Raw genomic sequence first — 22613 nt, forward strand, 5'->3', positions numbered from 1 at the left:
TTATACATTAAATCTAAAGTTAACTACATCACCATCTTGCATAACATATTCTTTACCTTCAAGACGGAAAAATCCTTTTTCCTTAGCAACAGCTTCAGAACCGCATTCAATAAGCTTATCATAGGTTATAATTTCTGCCCTTATAAATCCACGTTCTATATCTGTGTGTATCTTACCGGCTGCTGCTGGAGCTTTTGTACCATTTTTAATTGTCCATGCTCTAACTTCTTGAACCCCTGCAGTTAAAAAGCTCATTAGCCCAAGTAGTTTGTAGCTGGAATGAATAAGCTTATCAAGGCCTGTTTCAGTTAAACCATACTCACTAAGCATTTCAAGCTTTTCTTCATCCTCTAATGCAGATAATTCTTCTTCTAGTTTAGCACAGATAGTGACTACCTCTGAGTTTTCGTTCTTTGCATATTCTATAACCTTTTTAACTAGGTCATTTTCGAGATTTCCTGAAACTACATCATCCTCAGATACATTAGCTGCATAAAGTACAGGCTTAGAAGTTATAAGAAAAAATCCTTTTACTAATTCTTCTTCATCAGAAGTAAATTCCATGGTTCTTACAGGTTTGCCGCTTTCAAGCTGAATTTTTATCCTCTCCATTAAAGCCAACTCTTCTTTAGCCTTTTTGTCTCCGGATCTTGCTAGCTTTACAGCCTTTTCAATTCTTCTTTCTAATACTTCTAAATCAGCAAATATTAATTCTAAGTTTATCGTCTCTATGTCTCTTATTGGGTCTACAGAACCATCAACGTGTACTACATTACCGTCTTCAAAGCATCTTACAACATGAACTATAGAAGCAACTTCTCTTATATGTGAAAGGAACTTATTACCAAGGCCCTCACCTTTGCTTGCTCCTTTTACTAGTCCAGCGATATCATAAAATTCAATATTAGCATATACTTTTTTCTTTGATGAGTACATTTGTTCTAGTACATCTAGTCTTTTATCAGGTACATTAACAACTCCTACATTTGGTTCAATTGTGCAGAAGGGATAGTTTGCAGATTCTGCACCAGCTTTTGTTATAGCATTAAACAATGTGCTTTTTCCAACGTTAGGAAGTCCTACTATTCCAAGCTTCATTAGTTTACATTCCTTTCTTAATTAGCTTATTACTTTAATTTCTTAATAAATTATACTCTACACCATGTAGTATTTCAAGAAGGAATACTATATTACAGTTTAAATTAACTGTTTATGTATTTAATTACAATATAAGGAAATAGCTGTGAAACAGATATTTATAAATAATATAACAAGAAATAATTTTTTTAAATTATATTAAAAATTTACTTTAATTAGAAGGAATTTCATAATTTATATAGAATTATATAATAAAGTGGTTTAAAGTGGATGAAAGTGGAGTGAAAATACTAAAAGAGGTGTAAAATGTTTATAGGTGAGTATCAACATGCCATAGATACTAAAAACAGAATGATTATACCCTCAAAGTTTAGAGATGAATTAGGTAGTAATTTCATTTTAACTAAAGGTTTAGATGGATGTTTGTACGCATTCACTATAAACGAATGGAAGGTCCTTGAGGAAAAGCTTAAATCACTTCCACTAACAAGTAAGGATGCGAGAGCTTTTGTAAGATTTTTTTTCTCAGGAGCTAATGAAATTGAAATAGATAAGCAAGGAAGAGCACTTATTCCTCAAACTCTTTTAGAATATGCTCAAATAAAAAAGGATATAGTAAGTATAGGAGTATCTACAAGAATTGAGGTTTGGAGTAAAGAAAAATGGGAAGAATATAATAACTCAGATATAGATTTTGATGATATAGCAGAAAAGATGAGCCAACTTGGAATATAGTGCTGTAAAGGAGAATATGTATGGATTTTAAACATGTATCAGTGCTTCTTAATGAATGTATAGATGCTTTAAATATAAAAGAAGATGGGATATACGTAGACTGCACGCTTGGGGGAGCAGGGCATTCTAGTGAAATCGTAAAGAGACTATCCCCAAAAGGAAAGCTTATAGGCATAGATCAAGATAAAAATGCTTTAGAAGCCTCTAAAAAAAGATTGGCAGAATACGATAATGTTATATATGTACATAATAATTTTTATAATATAAAAGAAGTGCTTGATGAACTGAACATTGAGGGAGTAGATGGAATACTCATGGACCTTGGAGTATCTTCTCATCAGTTGGATGAAGGAGAAAGAGGCTTTAGCTATATGAAGGATGCTCCACTTGATATGAGAATGAACAGAGATAGTAATTTTTCTGCATACAATGTTATAAATAATTATAGTGAAGAAGAATTAACTAGAGTTATAAGAGATTTTGGAGAAGAAAAGTTTGCAAGGCGTATTGCTAAGTTCATTGTTGATAGAAGAGGTGAAAAGCCTATAGAAACAACATATGAGTTGGTAGACATAATAAAAGCTGCAATACCCGCAAAAGCTAGAAGAGAAGGGCCGCATCCAGCTAAGAGGACTTTTCAAGCTATAAGGATTGAAGTCAATAATGAACTTGGTATATTGGATAGAGCCATAGAAGACGGTGCAGCAAAACTTAATAAGGATGGAAGGATTGCTGTAATAACCTTTCATTCTCTAGAAGATAGAATAATCAAAAATAAATACAAACAATTAGAAAATCCATGTACTTGCCCAAAGGAATTTCCGGTATGTATATGTGGGAAAAAGCCAGAAATTAAGATTATAACTAGAAAACCTATTGAACCTTCTGAGATTGAAGTGGAAGAAAATCCAAGAAGCAGAAGCGCTAAGCTGAGAGTAGCTGAGAAAATATAGTTCTAATTTAATGGTGGGGTGAATAAATTGGTAATGAAGGATGATAAAAATAGATATATAAACGGAAACACTGTATTAGTGCCTGACTATACACCAGAGAGAAAAAAAGATAAAGAAGAATACGAAAAGCTGAAAAAGGCCAGAGAAGAGAGGCTTAATCAGAAAAAGGCTAAGAGTTTAAAGGATAAGAAGAATACTTTAATCTGCATTGTTGCCTCTTTTGCAGTATGTCTATTATTAATAAGTAGATATACTACTATGTACAGCATGGAAAAGGAACTATCAAAAGTTAAAGTTGAAATTAATACCGTAAATGTAGAAAATGAAAGCTTGAATTTGGCCTTGCTAAAGGAAAGTAATCTTCAGCATATAGAGGAAGTAGCTACAAATAAGCTGCATATGATGAAAGTTGACAAGAACAATGTAATATACGCTGACCTATCTAAAGATAATTTTGGTAAAACCGCGAATGAAGAAAAGAAAACTGCACAGGAGAATATAATAGAAAAGATAAAAAATATATTATTCTAGTGGAGGTATTAAGTTGGCGGAAAAACAATACAGGGATAAGGTTATAATAAGAAAAAGGATGCTGATTATTTTTGGCATACTTTTTATTTTGTTTTTTTTGTTAACTAACAGATTAGGGTATTTAATGATTGCACAAGCTGAAAAGCTAAACAAGCTTGCAACAGAACAGTGGACAAGTGAGGTTAAAATTGATGCTAAAAGGGGCAGAATTTTAGATAGAAATGGCTCAGAACTCGCTGTAAGTGCTAATGTTTTTAGAATAGACTTGGATCTTAATACCATTAGAAGTCATGATGAGAAGAATATGAGCAAGGAAGAAATAGCAAACAAGCTTGCATCAGCACTTAATATGGATCCCCTAGAAGTACTCAAGAAATTAGATACAAAACTGTCAAGTGGACTTCCTGCAGGAGCAAGTACACTTGCAAGAAGAATTGAAAAGGAACAGGCCGATAAAGTTAGAGATTTAGGACTTAGAGGAGTTTTAATATCATCAGATACTAAGCGTTATTATAAAAATGGTGATTTTTTATCTCAAGTTTTGGGACATACTACCTCTGACGGCATAGGGCTAACAGGAGTTGAGAAGCAGTATGATACCATACTAGCAGGCATTCCAGGAGTGCGTATAGCTGAAACGGATAACAAGAGTAAGGTTCAGCCCTATACAATTTCAGACTATACTAAACCTATAGATGGGAAAGATTTAGTTTTAACCATAGATGAAATAATACAGCAGTTTTGTGAAAAGGCTGCAAAACAGGCATTAAGTGATAACAAGGCAAAAGCAGTTACTATAATTGCTATGAATCCAAATAATGGTGAAATCTTGGCTATGGCAAATGAGCCGGGTTATAACCCAAATGATCCATGGATGAAAGGACAAAACATTTCTCCAGATGATTTACAGAAGATGTGGAGAAACAGAGCTGTTAGTGATACCTTTGAACCAGGTTCCGTATTTAAGGTCGTTACAGCTACAGCAGCTATGTCAGAAAATGTGATAAGTGATAAAGATAAATGGGTTTGTACAGGAAGTTCTAAAATTGCCAATAGAATTATACACTGTTGGAAAAGAACAGGCCATGGAACTGAAAGTTTTGTAGACATACTAAAAAATTCCTGTAACGTTGGTTTTATGGATTTAGGTAAAAGACTAGGAAAAGATAAGCTGTACAAGTATATTGTTAAATTTGGATTTGGACAAAAGACAGGTGTTGATTTACCAGGAGAAGCAAAAGGTATAATCAAAAAACCTGAAAAAATGAATGATGTTGATTTGGCCACAATATCCTTTGGTCAAAGTAATACAGTTTCAGCTATTCAGTATATTACAGGATTAAATGCAATTGCAAATGGTGGTAAACTTATTACTCCACATGTAATGAAAGATATAACACATACAGAAAATAATACTACTGTTGTGGATAAGCAGTATAATGACTATAATATAAGAAATGTTTTAGATGAAAATACTGTTAAAACACTAAGAGGATATCTTGAAAAAGTAGTATCTGAAGGTGGAGGGAAAAATGCATATATTCCGGGATACCATATAGCAGGAAAGACTGGTACTGCTCAAAAAGTAAATGGTAGTACAGGCTCTTATGAGGCTGGAAAATATATATCATCCTTCGCAGGCATGGCACCTGCAGAAAATCCTAAAATAACACTTTTTGTTTCCATTGATGAACCTGATCCATCTAATTATTATGCTGGACAAATAACAGCTCCAGTAGCAAAACAGGTTTTCAATGATATATTTAATTATCTTGCAATTGATGTAGATGCTTCTTCAGAGGATATTGCAAAAAGCATGTTAAAAGATGTTATAATACCTGAAGTAAGAGGCTTGAAGAAAGATCAAGCTGTTAAAATACTTAAAGAACAACATTTGGATTATCAATTTGACGGGAACGGTGAATATGTAACAGATATTAATCCTAAGCCAGGCTACAGTGTAAAAGAAGCTTCTAAATTAGTACTTTACACTGGCACTACATCAAACTATAATAAAATTGTAGTTGTTCCAGATTTAAAAGGCTTTAGTAGAGAAAAAGCACAAAATATTTTAGATACATTGGGACTCAAAATTGAGTTCGATGGAGAAGGACTAGTATCGGAACAAAGCATTTCTCCACTTGAACAAGTAAGTAAAGGAACTACAATTAATATAAAACTAGAACAATTAGGTGATTAGTTAATTACGGCATGCTGTATTACACTAAGTTTAAGATATTTATTTAATTAAATATCTTAAATGTAATTATGCATGCCGAAATTGTGTATAATTAAAATAAAATAAAATTTTAATCACCAATTTAGGGAGTGATATTTATATGAAATTAAAGGAGTTATTAAAAGGTCTAAATTACACTATTTCAAATGGCAGCGAGGATATTGATATTTCAAAGGTAGAATATGATTCTAGAAAAATACTTAAAGGCGATTTGTTTTTTTGCATAGAAGGCTTTAAAGTAGATGGACATAGATTTGCTTCTACCGCTGTTAAGAATGGAGCAGCTGCAATAGTATGCATGCAGGATATAGAGGAAAACTTGCCTTGTACTATCATTAAAGTTAAGGACAGCAGAAAAGCAATGTCGTTGATATCTGCAAATTACTATGAAAATCCTTCAGATAAGTTTAAGCTTATAGGAATAACGGGAACCAATGGAAAGACTACTTCTACTTTTATGATGAAATCTATACTTGAAGAGGCTTCAAAGAAGGTTGGCCTTATAGGTACCATAGCGAATTATATAGGGGATAAAAAAATGCATTCAGAGAGAACAACTCCGGAATCTTTAGAGCTTCAAAAGCTATTTTATGAAATGAATTCAGAGGGTGTTGATTATTGTATTATGGAAGTTTCATCACACTCTTTAAGTCTAGATAGAGTTTACGGTGTGGAATTTTCTGAAGCAATATTTACAAATTTAACTCAGGATCACCTTGATTTTCATAAAACTTTTGAAAACTATTATGAAGCAAAGCTTAAGCTCTTTAGTTCTGCCAAAAATTCAATAATTAACATTGATGATCAATATGGGAAAAGGGTATATGATGATGTTAAAAATAATAAAATAACCTATTCCATTGAAAAAGCTGCAGATATAAAAGCTGAGAACATAAATATACATTCTAGAGGTGCTAGCTTTAATTTAATTTATAAGGGTGATTCTATTAAAGTGAATTTAAATCTACCAGGAAGATATAACATATATAATGCACTTGGAAGTGCTGCTGCCTGCCTAAACGAAGGAGTGTCGCTTGAACATATCAAAGCAGGACTTGAAAAAGTTACTGTACCAGGTCGTTGTGAAATTGTGACTAAAGGATATGATTTAGGGTTTGATGTGATTGTGGATTATGCTCACACTCCAGATGGCTTAGAAAATATTTTGAAAACAGCTAGAGAGTTTACTGAAGGCAGACTTATAAGTGTTTTTGGCTGTGGTGGGGACAGGGATATAACTAAGAGACCTATAATGGGTAAAATAGGTAGTGATTTAAGTGATATTGCTGTAGTAACTTCAGATAACCCTAGAACAGAAGAACCAACTGCAATCATAGAAGATATAGTAAAAGGTATAGAGAAAGATAATTTTGTTGTAGTTTTAAATAGAGCAGAAGCTATTAAAAAGGCTATGTGTTTAGCAGAAAAAAATGATGTGATAGTTATTGCTGGAAAAGGTCATGAAGATTACCAAATTTTAAAGGATAAGGTGATTCATTTTGATGAAAGAGAAATAATAAGAGATATAATAAAGGAGCTGTTTTAATTGGAACACATAACTTTTGATGAAATAATTAATGCCATAGATGGTGAAGAGTATATAAAAAGCAATTACATGGAATATAAAAGTGTCAGTACTGATACTAGAAAAATTCCAAAGGATAGTATTTTTATTGCCTTGAAAGGCGAGAATTTTAATGCAAATAATTTTGTTAAGGAAGCAAGTGAAAAGGGTGCATCACTTTGCATAGTAGACGAAATAAAATTTGATAGTTCTCACTTAAATCCTAATACTTCTATAATTAAGGTTGAGAATACTAAAAAGGCTCTCTTGAAACTTGCAGCTTATTATAGAAAAAAATTAAATTTAAAGGTAATAGGGATTACTGGTTCTACAGGAAAAACTTCCACAAAGGATTTAGTGGCTGCAGCTCTTAGTGGTAAATATAAAGTATTTAAAACTAAAGGAAATTTTAATAATGAAATTGGGCTTCCGCTAATGATATTTCAACTTGATGATAGCTATGATATTGCAGTATTAGAAATGGGAATGAGTAATTTAAATGAAATCCATAACCTTGCAGAGGTTGCTGAACCGGATATAGCTCTTATAACAAACATTGGAGTTTCCCATTTGGAAAATTTAAAAACTAGAGAAAATATTCTTAAAGCTAAAATGGAAATAACAGACTTTTTTAATGAGAAAAGTATTTTAATCATTAATACGGATAACGATTTACTTGCAACTGTTGAAAACAGACTATATTCCGTTTTAAGAACAGGTATAGAAAATGGAAAGGACTTTAAGGCTGTTGACATAAATTTGGACGAAAAGCATATAAATTTTAGAGTAGTGGAAAGTAATTCTTACACTAGTCCTATAATTAACATTGCTATTCCTGGAAAGCATAATATTCTCAATACTCTTTTGGCTATTGGTTGTTCAAGGAGCCTGGGAATGAGCTATGAAGAGATATTAGATGGACTTGAAAATCTTGAAGTTACTTCTATGAGACTGGATATAGTAAGAGGGAATAAATTTACTATTATTGATGACTCATATAATGCAAGTCCTGACTCCATGAGAGCTGCAATAGAAGTACTAGCTACTATTGAGGGTAAGAGAAAAATAGCTGTACTTGGTACTATGAGAGAACTTGGAAATACTTCTTATGATCTGCACAAGGAAATAGGTGAATATGCTAAAATAAAAGGTATTGATTATATCTATACCGTAGGTGAATACAGTGAAGCATATTTAGCTGGATTCAGTAATAGTAATAATTCAAAGAATTTTAATAACATTGAAGAAGTTATTGAACACATTAAGGATATAGTATCCATAGAAGATGTTATACTTGTAAAGGCATCTAGAAGTATGAAGTTTGAAAATATAGTTAATAATCTAAAGATGATAAATTGCTAAAAAGGAGATATTATTATGGACAAAGTGGTTTATTCTGTTATAATTGCATTTATTATTACCACATTACTAGGACCGGTATTTATACCTTTACTGCATAAGCTTAAATTTGGACAAAATATAAGAGAGGAAGGTCCTAAAAGCCATCAGAAAAAGGCTGGAACGCCAACTATGGGAGGCTTGATATTTATAATAGCATCCTGTATTACAATGGCAATTATTATACGAAAACCAAGTGATGAGGCCATGATAGCTCTATATGCATTTGTTGCCTTTGGTTTTATTGGTGCTCTAGATGACGGCTTAAAGATTATACATAAAAAGAATTTAGGGCTTAAAGCTTATCAAAAGATGCTGCTTCTATTAATAGTGTCTGGATTCTTAGCCTACTATGCAGCAAAGAATCCTAACGTTGGTACAAGTATATTTATACCTTTCTCTAAAATGAGCATTAATCTAGGAGTTTGGTACATTCCATTTATAATTATCTATTTCGCTGCAACTACCAATGCAGTTAATTTAACAGATGGATTAGATGGACTTGCTACTACTATTACATTATTAGTAATGACTTTTTTTTCTTTAGTAAGTTTTGGAATGTCACATTACACATTATCGCTATTTTGTGCAGTTATAGCAGGAGCACTTTTAGGATTTTTAAGATACAATGCTTTTCCTGCAAGAGTTTTTATGGGAGATACAGGATCCCTTGCATTAGGAGGAGCAGTAGCAGCAGTAGCTATGATATTAAAATTACCATTATTGGTTATAATAGTAGGTGGGATATATGTTGCTGAAGCTTTATCAGTTATTATTCAGGTAACTTCCTTCAAGCTTACTGGGAAAAGAGTATTTAAAATGAGTCCGCTTCATCATCATTTTGAACTTTCAGGATGGCATGAAACAAAGGTAGTAGCTACTTTTGCAATTGTAACTGTTCTTTTATGCTTAATAGCATTTTTGTCCTTACCAGCAATTATTTAGGAGGATAGATTATGAGCAAACCCAAAATCAAAATGGGGCCAATTGATTTTCTTTTGTTTTCAACTGTTATGATACTAGTAGCCATTGGCGTTGTAATGGTATTTAGTGCAAGCTCCTACAGTGCATTTTATAATAACGGAGACAGTATGCTCTATCTAAAAAAACAAGGCATTTCTGCCGTTATAGGGCTTGTAGCTATGTTTTTTATGATAAAGCTCGATTATCATAAAATTAAAAAATATACTAATTTTATCATGTTAATTTCAATAATATTACTATTTGCTGTTTTTGCTTTTCCATCTATTAATGGAGCAAAAAGGTGGATACCACTTCCAGGCTTTTCGCTTCAACCATCAGAACTAGCAAAATATGTGGTAGTATTATATATGGCTAAAAGTATTGAATCAAAGGGTGAAAAAATTAAAAGCTTTACTTATGGGATTTTGCCATATCTATTAGTGTCGGGATTTTTTGCTGGACTGGTACTGGCAGAAAAAAATCTAAGTATTGCTACTGTTATTTTATGTGTAACCCTGATTATTTTATTTGTTGCAGGAGCAAGATGGATTCACTTTTTTGAGCTTTTGGGAACGGTAGTTGCTTTTGGAGTAACTTTTATTCTAATAGAGCCATATAGAATGGATAGATTAATGAACTTTAGAAATCCATGGGCTAAGCCAAAGACTGAAGGATATCAGCTTATACAATCGCTCCTTGCATTAGGTTCAGGGGGAATATGGGGTGTAGGTCTCGGTAAGTCAAGACAAAAGTGCTATTATATACCTGAACCTCATACAGATTTCATATTCGCAGTAATAGGTGAAGAACTAGGGTTAATAGGATGTACATTAATTGTTATACTGTTTTTGGCTCTCATTTGGAGAGGTGTTAGAACCGCAATAAGAGCAAAGGATACTTATGGGACACTGCTTGCTATTGGTATTACTTCTGTAATAGCAATTCAAGCTATTATAAATATAGCCGTTGTAACTGGATCAATGCCTGTAACAGGAGTTCCGCTGCCCTTCATTAGTAATGGAGGCTCGTCGCTGCTATTTAACCTAATGGCAATGGGGATACTTCTTAATATTTCAAGACAATGTAATAGCTGATGTAAAATTATAGCATTGCAACTGCAATGCTATAATTTATGTTAATAAAAATATTTTTGCAAAAAAGTTGTTAGATAAACAATATTTTCATTAATTCTTAAGAAAAATTATAATGAATTTAGTCCTATTAAGTGGTATTATTATATATATAATGTAAAAGCATAAGGTGTGATTAAATTTGAACAATAATTCTATTGCTACAAAAAATGAGTTAATCGCAGTCAGAAGAAAAAGAAGACTGAAAAAAAGAGTTTTTATGTTAATGGTGCTGCTTATTGCCACTTTAATAACTTTAGCATTAAAGTTGACATACTTTAATATAAAAACTATACAAGTTACTAACAACTTTAATTTGACAGCGAATGAAATAATTAAGACGTCAGGTATATTTAAAGATAATAATATCTTTTATGTAAGTTTTAGAAAAAGTAAAGAGAATTTATTATCAAATCCATATGTATTGGACGTAAATTTAAAAAGAAAACTTCCATCTACTATAATAATAGATGTAAAGGAAAGAAATGCTGTCTTTTATATTAGTGCTGATAATAAGTTGTATGTAGTAGATAAAGATGGAGTTGTATTAGAAGAAAAAGGCAGTATAGCTGGAATGAAGTTAACCAAGCTTGATGGTGTGAGTAAGGATGCCATAAAGGTTGGAAAACAATTAGTTCTAGACGACTCGAGAAAAATAGATGTTATAAGGAATATTACAGAACTATTATCAGTAAATAACAGTGGAATTGTGATGACAAGTTTAGATATAAGTGACATTATTAGTTTAAAGGCTTATTACGGCAATATGTGTGTTAAACTTGGAAGTGGGGAAAATCTAAAGAATAAGCTTAATAAAGCTAAAAGTATAATGGATTCCAATAAAGATTTGATTAGTGCTAAGGGTTATATTGATGTTGGATTTGAAGGAAATCCAGTTGTCTTTATCGAAAAATAACTATGAGTTGTAAATGCGACTTTTCTAGTTTTTGTTAAAAAAATTAGTTAATTAGCATGCTGAAAAATATTTTAATTGTGGAATAATTCATGTTTTGTAATAAAGGAGGAAGTCTAGATGGGGAAATATAGATCGCAAATTACTGTTGCACTAGTTTGTTGTATATTGGGCTTTATGCTCAGTTACCAATTTAAAATGCTAAATAAAAGGGAAAAATTAGTTGGTACTAGCAAAAATACAACTGAAGTAACAGCTGAAATAGAGCAATATAAAAAGCAAAAAGAAACACTTGAAAAAAGTGTTAGTGATTTACAAGCAAAGGTAAAAAAATATGAAGATGCAGCAGCAAATAAGGATGAAACAACTAAGAACATTCTTGATGAACTTGAAAATACAAGAATGTTAATTGGAAGTACAGATGTACAAGGACAGGGGATTACAGTTTACATTACTCCAGTAACTAAGCTTACAGGGACTGATATGGATGAAAGAATAACAGACAGACATCTGGTTTATGTGGTAAATGAACTTAGATTTGCTGGAGCTGAGGCTATTTCCATAAATGACTATAGAGTTACAGCTATGACTGGAATAAGAAACTCAGGAAATCTTATTAAGATGAATGAAAATGATATGATTTCTCCATCAAAGAGAATTACTATTAAAGCAATAGGAGACAAGAATTTACTGTACAGTGCATTGAGCTTTCCAGAAATTTTTAACGATTTTAAAAGTTTTAGCGATATAAAAATTGAAAAGTCAGATAGTATTAAAATAGGTAAGTATAATCAAACTCTAAAAACTGAGTTTGCAAAGCCAGTAAAATGATTTTGAGGTGATATTATGATTGGTATTTTAGGTTTACTTGTAGGAATTATAATAGGAATAGTCTGGAATATAAATATTCCGGAAAAATTTTCACCATATATGTCTGTGGCTATACTGGCATGTTTGGATTCAGTATTTGGTGCTATTAGAGCAGCTCTTTCTAAAAACTTTCGAGCAGATATATTCATATCTGGATTTTTTGGAAATGCAGTGTTAGCTGCTGCTTTAGCTTATCTTGGAGATAAGATGGGAGTACCAATATACTTAGCCGCTGTTATTGTATTTGGTGGTAGAGTATTTGACAACTTTGCAATAATAAGAAGATTAATTCTAGAAAAGGCTAAATCACACAATGAGGTGGTAAAATGAAAACCAACGAAGCTAGCGTGTTTGTTTTTATGGCTTCGGTTATCATTGGAATACTAATTTCATTAAATATCAATTTTAATAGAGATTATAACAGAGTTTTTTTAAGTGCTCAGCAATATCAAGATGCATACAACGATCGAAACAAGCTTATAAATGATATAAGTTCTCTACAAAAACAATATGATGATTATAATACTAAGCTGAATAAGTATAAATATGGAGATAAAAATCAGCATCAAGTACTTAGTGAAATGGAATCTGAATTGTTAAAAAACAAGATGTCACTTGGTACTGTGGATGTTGAAGGGCAAGGTATAAAAATCACTTTAAGTGATGCCAGTACAGAATTTGATAATAATCAGATTGACTATGAATTTCGGGTTATTCATAACACAGATATGATACAGGTAATAAATGATTTGAAAAATTCGGGTGCTGAGGCTATTTCTATTAATGGTCAGAGAATCATAGATAGATCTGAAATAATATGTGATGGCCCTTTTTTAAAAGTTAATGGAGTAAAGATTCCAGGTCCATTTACTATTTATGCTATTGGAAAATCAGAGGTTTTAAAGAATTATATGTTGTTAGATGATAATTATATTGAGCAGATACTATTACCAAGAAACATTAACGTTGATATAATAGAACTCGATAAAGTAAAGATTCCAGCCTATGAAGGTATAATAGATGGCGAATACCTTTCAAGTAAAAAATAATTATAATTAAATTGCAAATAACCTTTTATATTAATCGGTGTTAAATTATGTCGTTTATTAATATAAAAGGTTAATTTAAATCAATTTAATTTTAAAATTGAAGGATTTTTGTATTTTATGAAGAATACATATAATGTAGATTGTGGAAATCAAAATTTGGATATAATATATAAGTAATGAATTTTGATGAGATAATTAATTTCAGAAGGATTATTTTTGTCACTTCTATAAAAAAGGAGACGGTATAATTGGCAATTGTAGACAATGTAGTTAGTGTACAAAAGAATATACCTTCAAATGTTACACTTATAGCGGTGTCTAAAACTAAGAGCATTGAAGAAATGAAGGAAGTCTACAGCACTGGTATAAGAGATTTTGGAGAAAATAAGGTACAAGAACTTACTTTTAAGATAGGTGAGTTTTATGATGATGTAAGATGGCATTTCATTGGACACTTACAACGAAATAAAGTAAAATATATTGTAGGAAAAGTTTCACTAATTCATACCCTTGATAGTTTAAGACTGCTTGAAGAAATTGAAAAGCAATATAAAGCTAGTGGGCTTACTGCAGAAGTTTTAATTGAGATAAATATTGGGAGAGAAGAAAGCAAATCTGGAATTTATATTGAACAAATCGATGAAATTATTGAAGCTTGTGAAAAGTGCAGTAATGTTAAAGTCAAAGGTCTTATGGCAATAATTCCTAAGGGTAATGAAGCAGAATGCAGAGAATATTTTAGCAGAATGAAGCAGCTTTGGGATAAACTTGGACAAAGGAACTATGAAAACATAGAAATGAAATATTTGTCTATGGGTATGACTGGGGATTATGAAATTGCCATATCTGAAGGTTCCAATATGGTCAGAGTTGGAGAAGGCATTTTTGGAAAAAGAATATATTTGAATAAACAAAAGGAGGAATAAATAAATGTGTGCTAAAATGATAAATAAGATGATGGGTTTTTTAGGACTTGAAGATGATGTAGAATATGAGGAAAATGATGAATTTGAAGAAGTAGAAGAAAAGGAAGAGTCTGCAGAAGTTGAATCAATGTTTACATCAAGAAAATCAAATCAAAATAAAGTAGTCAATATACATACAGCAACATCTGCAAAAGTAGTAATTGTAAAACCAAGAGATTATGAAGAAGCTACTAATATTTGTGATAATTTAAAAAATAGAAAAATAGTAGTTGTTAATATTAGCTTATTAGAAGCTAAAGTGGCACAAAGATTATTAGATTTTATTAGCGGAGCATCCTATGCATTAGGTGGAGAGCTTCAAGAGGTGGAAAAGGGAGTATATATTCTATCACCATCCAATGTTGAAGTTACAAATGATTTGAAAAGTGAACTTACAAGCAAAGGAATATTAAGCTGGACGAAATAAATAGGAGGACGCCATGATTAATACTATAGCTTATGCAGTTAACTTATTATTTAGATTTCTAGAAATGGCTATTTTTATTGACGTAATTCTATCTTGGGTTTATAGGGGCAGTGGCAATACCTTTACTAATTTAATTCATGTGTTTACAGACCCTTTTATGGCTCCAGCGAGAAAATTACAAGAAAAAATTGCACCAGGATTAATGTTGGACTTCTCACCGATTGTTGCGTTGTTTATACTGGACATTTTAAGATCTATAATCTTTGCAATACTAGGGATGTTTTAGATGGATAAAAAACAGTTCATTAATAGTATAAATGTAGAAGACAAGACAGTGTTATCATCTATATATGATAAAATGAACTTATGTGAGAAGGTCGGTAAAACAGTATACGGAAATGAGTTTTATCCTCCAATTATATGGAATCAAATTAGTGATTTAAGTAGAGAATTTGACTTTAATGTGTATAGCTTTGGTATATTTGAGGAAGCTGAAAGAAGAATTTTAGTTTTTTCAAATTCTGAAGTATATGATTACCCTGTGAAATTAATTAAAATAAATTATAATTCTAAATTTTCAAAGCTTGGACATAGGGATTTTTTAGGGGCACTGATGTCTTTGGGTATAAAGCGTGAAAAGTTTGGTGATATGATTGTCAAGGATGACAGCTGTTATATAGCTGCTTTTATCGATATTTGTGATATTGTAAAGAATAGTTTAGTTTCAATAGGAAAATGTTCTTGCAAAGTAGAAATATTAGATTTCAACATTAGTGACATTCCTAAAGTTGAGTTCCAAGAAGTTGCAATAAATACAAACTCGTTAAGACTAGATTGCATTTGTGCTGCCATATGTAATATTTCGAGAAGCAAAGCAGATGAAATTATTGCATCTGGAAAGGCATTAGTTAATTACAACGAGGTAAAAGAAAAGGATAAGCATATTGAGCCCCAGTCAATTATCACTTTTAGAGGTTATGGAAAATACAAGCTTGACAAGATAATTGGCGAAACTCAAAGAGGAAGAATAAAGGTTGTTATAAAAAAATATATTTGATGAGGTGAAAGTAATGAGAATAACATCAATGGATATTACTAATAAAGAGTTTAAAAAAGGAATGAGAGGCTACAATGCCGATGAAGTTGATGAATTTTTAGATAAAATAGCTGAAGATTATGAAGCTTTATATAAGGAGAATTCATCTCTAAAGGAAAAAATAACAACTGTTAATGAAAAAGTTGAACATTATGCTAAGATGGAAACAACAATACAAAATACTCTTTTGCTTGCTCAAAATGCTGCAGAACAATCAAGAGCAGCTGCACAAAAGGAAGCGGATATAATAATTAAAAATGCAAATGATTCTGCTCAAAGAATATTAGACAAAGCTCAAAATGACGTAATGAAAATTAATGAGGATTATGAAAAAGTAAAGCAGGAATTTATAAAGTTTAGATCTAAATTTAGAAATTTTATAACTACTCAAGTAGATATGTTTAATACTTTAGAAAGAGAATTTATAAAGAATTATAACGTAGGAAATACTATCGAAGATGATGTAAAAGAAAAAGATATAGAAATACCTGAAGATTTCTTAAGCAGAGATCATGAAGCAAATAAAGAAAACAAAGAATTTAGTTTAAATAGTTTTAAAGATGAAGACTTTAACAATGATAATTTAGATGAAATTAAAAACTTTTTTGTAAAAGGTGAATAATAATTATATCTCACTCCTTCGAGTGAGTTTTTTTATATGGATACATTATTGTACTTGGTAATTACTTATTAAGTTGACAACTTTCATATGTTTTTGTATTCTATTATTCGTAATAAAGTTTGAAAATGATTTAGTATTATATAATAGAATAATGAGTGAAAATAATTGAACAATTTAAAGATGTAGGAAAAAGTTATATGAGGAGGTCTAATATGATAATTGGAATAATTGGAGCCATGGATGAGGAGATAGAAATATTAGTTAAGGAGATGGAACTTGAAGGAAGGATAGTTAAGGCAAATATGACCTTTAACAAAGGCGTTTTATGGGAGCAAAATGTAATAATTGTAAGAAGCGGTATAGGTAAAGTAAATGCAGCGGTATGTACACAAATTTTAGCTGATGATTTTAAAGTGGATAGAGTAATTAATGTAGGGATAGCAGGGGGAATTGGGCAGGATATATTACCTGGTGATGTAGTTATTGCTGATAATTTGCTTCAGCATGATATGGATACTTCAGCTTTTGGAGATAGATTAGGTCAAATACCTAGATTAGATACCTATGATTTTAAATGTGAGCCTGCTTTAATAGAACTTGCTAATAAAGCAAATGATGAAACGCTGAAGCATAAAATATCTGTTGGCAGAATAGTTACAGGCGACCAATTTATAGCTGACATTGATAAAATTAAGTGGCTTCAAAAAGAATTTGATGCCATAGCATGTGAAATGGAAGGTGCCAGTATAGCACAAGTCTGCTATTTAAATAATATACCTTTTGTTGTTATAAGATCTATTTCAGACAATGCAAACAATGGAGCACATATGGACTACGAAAAATTTAAGTATATAGCTGTTGAAAATTCAACTAGAATTATTGAAACAATGTTAAAGAATATGTAGGTGATATATGAATGAAAACTTTACTGGTGGACAAAAAAAGCGGTGACAGTATAAAAGTAAAGATAAAAGACCTTATAATTGGGGGCAGTGAAAAGATAATAATATCAGGGCCATGTTCAGTAGAAAATTATGAGACCATGCACAATATAGCAGCTCAGCTTAAGAAGATGGGGGTAAACATGCTTAGAGGAGGTGCTTTTAAACCAAGAACATCTCCATATGACTTTCAAGGTCTGCAGCATGAGGGGTTGAAGATTTTAAAGAACGTTGGAGATGAGGTTAATCTGCCAATAGTAACTGAGATTATGGACCCAAGAGAGATAGAAAATTCACTAGACTATACAGATATGATTCAAGTAGGTTCTAGAAATATGTATAATTATAGTTTGCTTAAGGAGCTTGGTGCTATGAAGGTACCTGTGCTGCTTAAGAGAGGCATGAGTGCAACTCTTTCGGAATGGTTAATGGCGGCAGAATATATCCTATCAATGGGAAATGAAAATGTTGTTCTTTGTGAAAGAGGCATAAGGACCTTTGAGAGCTTTACGAGAAATACCTTAGATTTAAATAGTGTGGCAGTAATAAAGCAAAAGTATAGATTACCAGTGATTGTAGATCCAAGTCATGGTACAGGTATTAGAGAACTAGTGCCTTCTATGTCCATGGCATCAATAGCAGCTGGGGCAGATGGATTAATAATAGAAAGTCATATTAACCCGGATAATTCATTATCTGATGCAAGGCAGACTATTTCAATAGAAAGTTTGAATAAAATAGTAGAAGGGGTAAAAATACTTCAGAGTGCTTTATAAAAATATTGAAAGTAAAAAAATTTAGAGATTTACTAAAGATGTATAATATACTGTTTTTAAAAATTTATCCTATTTGTAATAAAATCTAGCAGTTGAGATAGACTATTTAGAAGAATTACAATTTTAAAATAGGATGGTGTGTTTTTATGAATAGTAAGGAAATCCAATTTTTTAAAGATAGGCTAATGAAAGAAAAGAGGAATGTTACTGCTCTATTAAATCAGATGGAAGAAAATGAGGCATTTAATTCAAAGGTAGAATTATCAACTGAACTATCAGAGCTTTCTATCTACGATAACCATCCTTCTGATATAGCCACTGAAACTTTTGATCAAGAAAGAGGAATGGCTTTAAAGGAGCATGAGCTTTCTATTATAAAAAAGATAGATGATGCACTAGCCAATATTGATAAAGGCGTATATGGAAAGTGTGCAAGGTGTGGTAATGAAATTTCAAAGGAAAGATTGGATTTTATACCATACACCGAGTTCTGTATTGATTGTCAAAAGGCTGTTATAATTAAACCAAGGGAAAAAGATAATAGACCTGTTGAAGAAGAGGTTATACAAAGACCTTTTGGATATGGTTTTAATGATTATGATGAAATTGATGACGAAGTTGGATTTGATGCTGAGGATAGCTATCAAGCCGTACAAAGCTTTGACTATAGAAGTAATGTAGACTATGAGTTTTTAGATGATGATCCGGATTATGTGGATCCTATGGAACAAATAAGCAACCAACAGTATAAAAATCAACTTCCAGACTAAAGGTATTATGAATATAAATATTAACTTCAATTTGAGGTGGGATGGGTATGGTTTTATTAATTATTTTTTTAGGATTAATAGCTGATAGAGTAACTAAGCTGTGGGCTTTAAAAGCTCTTAAGGATGGCAGTGATGTAGTTATTATAAAGAATATATTTAGCTTTTCATATCTAGAGAATAGAGGAGCAGCTTTTGGTATTCTACAGAATAAAGTTGTGTTTTTAGCAATTTTAACTATAGCTATGACTATAGCAATGATCTTTTACATATATAAATTCAAGCCACAATCAAGACTTTTAAAGGCAAGCTTGGCGTTAATTATAGCAGGTGCCATTGGAAATCTATATGATAGAATTTTTTATAAGTATGTTGTAGATTTTATTTTACTGCACTATAAAGATGTATATTACTTCCCAACTTTTAATGTAGCAGATATGCTTGTAGTTTTTGGAACTATAATTTTGGCACTTTGTATAATAAAGGAAGACTATAATGGAAAATAAAGATTTTATTGTTGATGAAAACAACGAAAATAAGAGACTTGATATTTTTTTGTCTGATATTTTTTCAGATAAATCTAGATCTTATTTGCAAAAGATAATTATACTTGGCAATGTTACAGTGAATAGCCTAGCTAAAAAACCAAATTTTAAATTAAGAGCAGGGGATAAAATTCATATTGATATTCCAGAGCCTGTAGCATTGGAAGTCCAGGCTGAGGATATTCCGTTAAAAATTGTATATGAGGACAGCGATGTAGTAGTTATTGATAAGACTCAAGGTATGGTAGTTCATCCAGCTCCAGGAGCTCAGAGTGGTACTCTTGTTAATGCTCTTTTGAGCCATTGTACTGATTTGTCAGGGATTAATGGTGTAAGCAGGCCAGGAATAGTACATAGGATTGATAAAGATACTTCAGGTATATTGATAGTGGCTAAAAATGACAATGCCCATAATAAGCTGGCACTACAATTAAAGGACCATACTATGAATAGAATATATGTAGCTTTAGTGGAAGGAAAAATAAGAGCGGATGAAGGCACTATTGATGCACCCTTAGCAAGACATCCCGTAGAAAGAATTAAGGTTGCTGTTGCAAAGGATGGCAGAAGGGCAGTAACACATTATAAAGTATTAGAGAGATTTGAAAATAATACACTAGTAGAGTGTAAGCTTGAAACAGGAAGAACACATCAAATTAGAGTGCATATGCTACATATAGGCCACCCTTTAGTAGGGGATCCGGTATATGGCTATAAGAAGCAAAGGTTTAACCTTCAAGGACAAATGCTGCATGCAAAGACATTAGGGTTTATTCATCCAACTACAGAAAAGTACATGGAATTTACTTCACCTCTACCTGAGTATTTTGAGAAAGTACTTAAAATTTTAAGAAATGAGTTGAAATAGTTTCTTTTATATGATAATATGATGAAGAAAAGAAAATCCTTTAAATGATACAGAGAGATCATAAGGCCGACATAAGTGATTAAAAAGTTTTACATACCATTAGTATATTATGGCCAAGATCTCAAAGATCTTGGCTTATTTTATTTGAAAGGAGGCGTAAAAATGGAGTTGAAATCTGTACTATTAGATGAAAAAGCTGTAGCTCGAAGTTTAGTTAGAGTATCTCATGAAATAATAGAAAAGAATAAAGGAATTGAAGATATTGTCCTTATAGGCGTAAAAAGAAGGGGATATCCACTTGCACAGAGAATAGCGGATGCTATTGAAAAGATTGAAGGAAAAAAGGTTGATGTAGGTTGTGTTGATATAACTCTATATAGAGATGATTTAACAACTATAGGTGAACAACCTGTGCTTAATAAGGATGACATTAAAATAGATATAGTAGGAAAAAAGGTTATACTTGTAGATGATGTACTTTATACAGGACGTACTGCAAGAGCAGCTATTGATGCAGTTATAGCTCATGGCAGACCTAAACTTATTCAACTGGCTGTTCTGGTTGATAGAGGGCACCGAGAACTGCCAATAAGAGCAGATTTTGTTGGTAAAAACATTCCAACCTCAAAGAACGAAATTATATCAGTTGAAGTTAAAGAAATTGACAATATAGATTCAGTTAAAATATATGAACTATAATCTTTTAATGTAGTCCGGAGAGACTATGAAGGAGGAATATTAATGAAAAAAGACTTTATAGGTATTGATGAAAAGTTACCAATTCTTAAGACTATTCCACTAAGCTTTCAGCATCTTACAGCAATGTTTGGTGCTACTATTCTAGTACCATTGCTATTAGGTATTGACCCTGCCATTGCTCTTCTTATGAATGGTATAGGAACACTTATTTATACATTTGTTACTAAGGGAAAAATTCCTGCGTATTTAGGTTCAAGCTTTGCATTTATTGCTCCAACATTATTAATCATTAAGACTGGTGGGGGCTTTTCTCATGCTCAAGCAGGATTTATATTCTTTGGTTTATTCTTTGTGCTTATGTCCTTTGTTATAAAAAAAGTAGGGACAAAGTGGATTGATGTTGTTATGCCTCCAGCAGTTATGGGTTCAGTTGTAGCAGTTATAGGACTTGAACTTGCACCAACAGCAGCACAATCCGCTGGATTAATTATAAAAGCTGGTGAACATGCTGACCCAAATGTGCTTTTAGTATCAATGTTTACTCTATTTGTAGGTATTATTGGTTCGGTTATATTCAGAGGCTTCTTTAAAGTTATTCCAATATTAACTGCGGTAGTATTGGGATATCTTCTAGCTGCAGTTAAGGGAATGGTTAATACTGATATAATTGCTGCAGCACCATGGTTCCAGCTGCCTCATTTTAGTGCACCTGTGTTTGATGTAAATGCAATGCTGATTATTGCACCTGCTTGTTTAGTTGTACTTGCTGAACATATAGGACATCTTATAGTTACTGAAAATATTACTGGACATAAGCTTATGGAAGACCCTGGTCTTCATATGTCACTTCTAGGTGATGGATTAAGCAACATTATTTCAGGATTTACAGGTTCAACTCCAAATACAACTTATGGTGAGAATATTGGTGTTATGGCACTTACAAGAGTATATTCAGTTTGGGTTATAAGAGGAGCAGCAATACTAGCAATACTATTCTCTTGTATAGGCAAGGTTTCTGCATGTATTAAAACTATTCCAGGTCCTGTTATGGGAGGAATAACAGTACTTCTATATGGAGTAATTGCTGTATCAGGTCTTAGAATGTTTGTTGAGCAGAAGGTTGATTTTAGCAAGAGCTACAATATGGTACTTGCTGCGGTAACTTTTGGTATAGGTGTAAGTGGTGCAAGTGTAATGATTGGAACTGTAGAACTAAAAGGTATGGCTCTTTCAGCTGTAGTTGGTATACTACTATCAATAGTGTTCTACTTGCTTCACAAGGTTGGCTTAATGAATGAGGATTATGATATAGTATAGTAATTTGAAATACAAAAATCTGCCTATTTTAAGAGAATAGGCAGATTTTATTTTGTACATAATTTCTTATAGTATAGATTCAAATGGTTTTATTTTTTATATTTTAAGTTAAAATATTAATATTAGAATATTAATGTTTGATTTACT

General features: G+C 31.9%; 25 protein-coding genes. 24 read left to right on the top strand and 1 reads right to left on the bottom strand.

The genetic code is table 11. The annotated features are described in order from the left end of the window. On the bottom strand, positions 1 to 1098 hold the full coding sequence (ychF, locus tag bsdE14_RS19605) for a redox-regulated ATPase YchF (RefSeq protein ID WP_264851686.1): 1098 nt from the start codon (positions 1096 to 1098) through the stop codon (positions 1 to 3). Positions 1099 to 1404: 306 nt separating this feature from the next. Here ychF and mraZ point away from each other — a divergent pair, with 306 nt between their 5' ends. The 24 genes from mraZ (at position 1405) to uraA (ending at position 22466) form a co-directional block, all read left to right on the top strand. After that, on the top strand, positions 1405 to 1833 hold the full coding sequence (gene mraZ, locus bsdE14_RS19610; RefSeq protein ID WP_264851687.1) for a division/cell wall cluster transcriptional repressor MraZ: 429 nt from the start codon (positions 1405 to 1407) through the stop codon (positions 1831 to 1833). A 20-nt stretch (positions 1834 to 1853) separates the two neighbouring features. Then, on the top strand, positions 1854 to 2786 hold the full coding sequence (rsmH, locus tag bsdE14_RS19615) for a 16S rRNA (cytosine(1402)-N(4))-methyltransferase RsmH (protein WP_264851689.1): 933 nt from the start codon (positions 1854 to 1856) through the stop codon (positions 2784 to 2786). An 18-nt stretch (positions 2787 to 2804) separates the two neighbouring features. Next, entirely contained in the window at positions 2805 to 3317 is a 513-nt protein-coding gene (locus tag bsdE14_RS19620; RefSeq protein WP_264851690.1) for a cell division protein FtsL, read from the top strand. Between the two features lie 13 nt (positions 3318 to 3330). Further along, complete coding sequence (locus tag bsdE14_RS19625; RefSeq protein ID WP_264851691.1) at positions 3331 to 5517, top strand: stage V sporulation protein D; 2187 nt, start codon at positions 3331 to 3333, stop codon at positions 5515 to 5517. A gap of 139 nt (positions 5518 to 5656) precedes the next feature. Continuing rightward, entirely contained in the window at positions 5657 to 7102 is a 1446-nt protein-coding gene (locus bsdE14_RS19630) for a UDP-N-acetylmuramoyl-L-alanyl-D-glutamate--2,6-diaminopimelate ligase (protein WP_264851692.1), read from the top strand. Beyond that, positions 7103 to 8482, top strand: coding sequence for a UDP-N-acetylmuramoyl-tripeptide--D-alanyl-D-alanine ligase (locus tag bsdE14_RS19635; RefSeq protein WP_264851693.1), 1380 nt, complete (start codon positions 7103 to 7105; stop codon positions 8480 to 8482). It abuts the gene before it with no gap. A 15-nt stretch (positions 8483 to 8497) separates the two neighbouring features. After that, positions 8498 to 9463, top strand: a complete 966-nt coding sequence (gene mraY, locus bsdE14_RS19640; protein ID WP_264851694.1) for a phospho-N-acetylmuramoyl-pentapeptide-transferase — start codon at positions 8498 to 8500, stop codon at positions 9461 to 9463. 11 nt (positions 9464 to 9474) lie between these two features. Continuing rightward, entirely contained in the window at positions 9475 to 10575 is a 1101-nt protein-coding gene (gene spoVE, locus bsdE14_RS19645) for a stage V sporulation protein E (protein ID WP_264851695.1), read from the top strand. A 178-nt stretch (positions 10576 to 10753) separates the two neighbouring features. Continuing rightward, on the top strand, positions 10754 to 11527 hold the full coding sequence (locus bsdE14_RS19650; RefSeq protein ID WP_264851696.1) for a cell division protein FtsQ/DivIB: 774 nt from the start codon (positions 10754 to 10756) through the stop codon (positions 11525 to 11527). Positions 11528 to 11644: 117 nt separating this feature from the next. Then, a complete protein-coding gene (locus bsdE14_RS19655; RefSeq protein ID WP_264851697.1) occupies positions 11645 to 12355 on the top strand; it encodes a DUF881 domain-containing protein in 711 nt (236 codons plus the stop codon). Positions 12356 to 12370: 15 nt separating this feature from the next. Beyond that, positions 12371 to 12724, top strand: coding sequence for a small basic family protein (locus tag bsdE14_RS19660; protein WP_264851698.1), 354 nt, complete (start codon positions 12371 to 12373; stop codon positions 12722 to 12724). After that, positions 12721 to 13443, top strand: coding sequence for a DUF881 domain-containing protein (locus tag bsdE14_RS19665; RefSeq protein ID WP_264851699.1), 723 nt, complete (start codon positions 12721 to 12723; stop codon positions 13441 to 13443). Before bsdE14_RS19660 ends, bsdE14_RS19665 begins: the two co-directional genes overlap by 4 nt. A gap of 248 nt (positions 13444 to 13691) precedes the next feature. Then, complete coding sequence (locus tag bsdE14_RS19670) at positions 13692 to 14369, top strand: YggS family pyridoxal phosphate-dependent enzyme (RefSeq protein WP_264851700.1); 678 nt, start codon at positions 13692 to 13694, stop codon at positions 14367 to 14369. 4 nt (positions 14370 to 14373) lie between these two features. Beyond that, a complete protein-coding gene (locus tag bsdE14_RS19675; RefSeq protein WP_264851701.1) occupies positions 14374 to 14835 on the top strand; it encodes a cell division protein SepF in 462 nt (153 codons plus the stop codon). A gap of 13 nt (positions 14836 to 14848) precedes the next feature. Continuing rightward, a complete protein-coding gene (locus bsdE14_RS19680; protein WP_264851702.1) occupies positions 14849 to 15121 on the top strand; it encodes a YggT family protein in 273 nt (90 codons plus the stop codon). Continuing rightward, complete coding sequence (locus tag bsdE14_RS19685; protein ID WP_264851703.1) at positions 15122 to 15892, top strand: YlmH family RNA-binding protein; 771 nt, start codon at positions 15122 to 15124, stop codon at positions 15890 to 15892. Between the two features lie 13 nt (positions 15893 to 15905). Then, complete coding sequence (locus bsdE14_RS19690) at positions 15906 to 16553, top strand: DivIVA domain-containing protein (RefSeq protein ID WP_264851704.1); 648 nt, start codon at positions 15906 to 15908, stop codon at positions 16551 to 16553. A gap of 212 nt (positions 16554 to 16765) precedes the next feature. Then, positions 16766 to 17458, top strand: a complete 693-nt coding sequence (locus bsdE14_RS19695; RefSeq protein WP_264851705.1) for a 5'-methylthioadenosine/adenosylhomocysteine nucleosidase — start codon at positions 16766 to 16768, stop codon at positions 17456 to 17458. Between the two features lie 11 nt (positions 17459 to 17469). Beyond that, complete coding sequence (gene aroF / locus bsdE14_RS19700; protein ID WP_264851706.1) at positions 17470 to 18270, top strand: 3-deoxy-7-phosphoheptulonate synthase; 801 nt, start codon at positions 17470 to 17472, stop codon at positions 18268 to 18270. A 146-nt stretch (positions 18271 to 18416) separates the two neighbouring features. After that, positions 18417 to 19040 carry a TraR/DksA C4-type zinc finger protein gene (locus tag bsdE14_RS19705; protein WP_264851707.1) on the top strand — a complete coding sequence of 208 codons (624 nt, stop codon included), beginning with the start codon at positions 18417 to 18419 and terminating at the stop codon, positions 19038 to 19040. A gap of 47 nt (positions 19041 to 19087) precedes the next feature. After that, positions 19088 to 19543, top strand: coding sequence for a signal peptidase II (gene lspA / locus bsdE14_RS19710; RefSeq protein WP_435382578.1), 456 nt, complete (start codon positions 19088 to 19090; stop codon positions 19541 to 19543). Next, positions 19533 to 20450: an RluA family pseudouridine synthase gene (locus tag bsdE14_RS19715; protein WP_264851710.1), complete on the top strand. Its 918-nt coding sequence runs from the start codon at positions 19533 to 19535 to the stop codon at positions 20448 to 20450. The genes lspA and bsdE14_RS19715 overlap by 11 nt, the downstream gene beginning before the upstream one ends. Before the next feature lie 162 nt (positions 20451 to 20612). After that, positions 20613 to 21149 carry a bifunctional pyr operon transcriptional regulator/uracil phosphoribosyltransferase PyrR gene (gene pyrR, locus bsdE14_RS19720; protein ID WP_264851711.1) on the top strand — a complete coding sequence of 179 codons (537 nt, stop codon included), beginning with the start codon at positions 20613 to 20615 and terminating at the stop codon, positions 21147 to 21149. Between the two features lie 42 nt (positions 21150 to 21191). Further along, a complete protein-coding gene (uraA, locus tag bsdE14_RS19725) occupies positions 21192 to 22466 on the top strand; it encodes a uracil permease (RefSeq protein WP_264851712.1) in 1275 nt (424 codons plus the stop codon). Positions 22467 to 22613: the final 147 nt, after the last annotated feature.

The organism is Clostridium omnivorum (assembly GCF_026012015.1).
In the GTDB taxonomy this organism is placed as follows: Bacteria; Bacillota; Clostridia; order Clostridiales; family Clostridiaceae; genus Clostridium_AX; species Clostridium_AX omnivorum.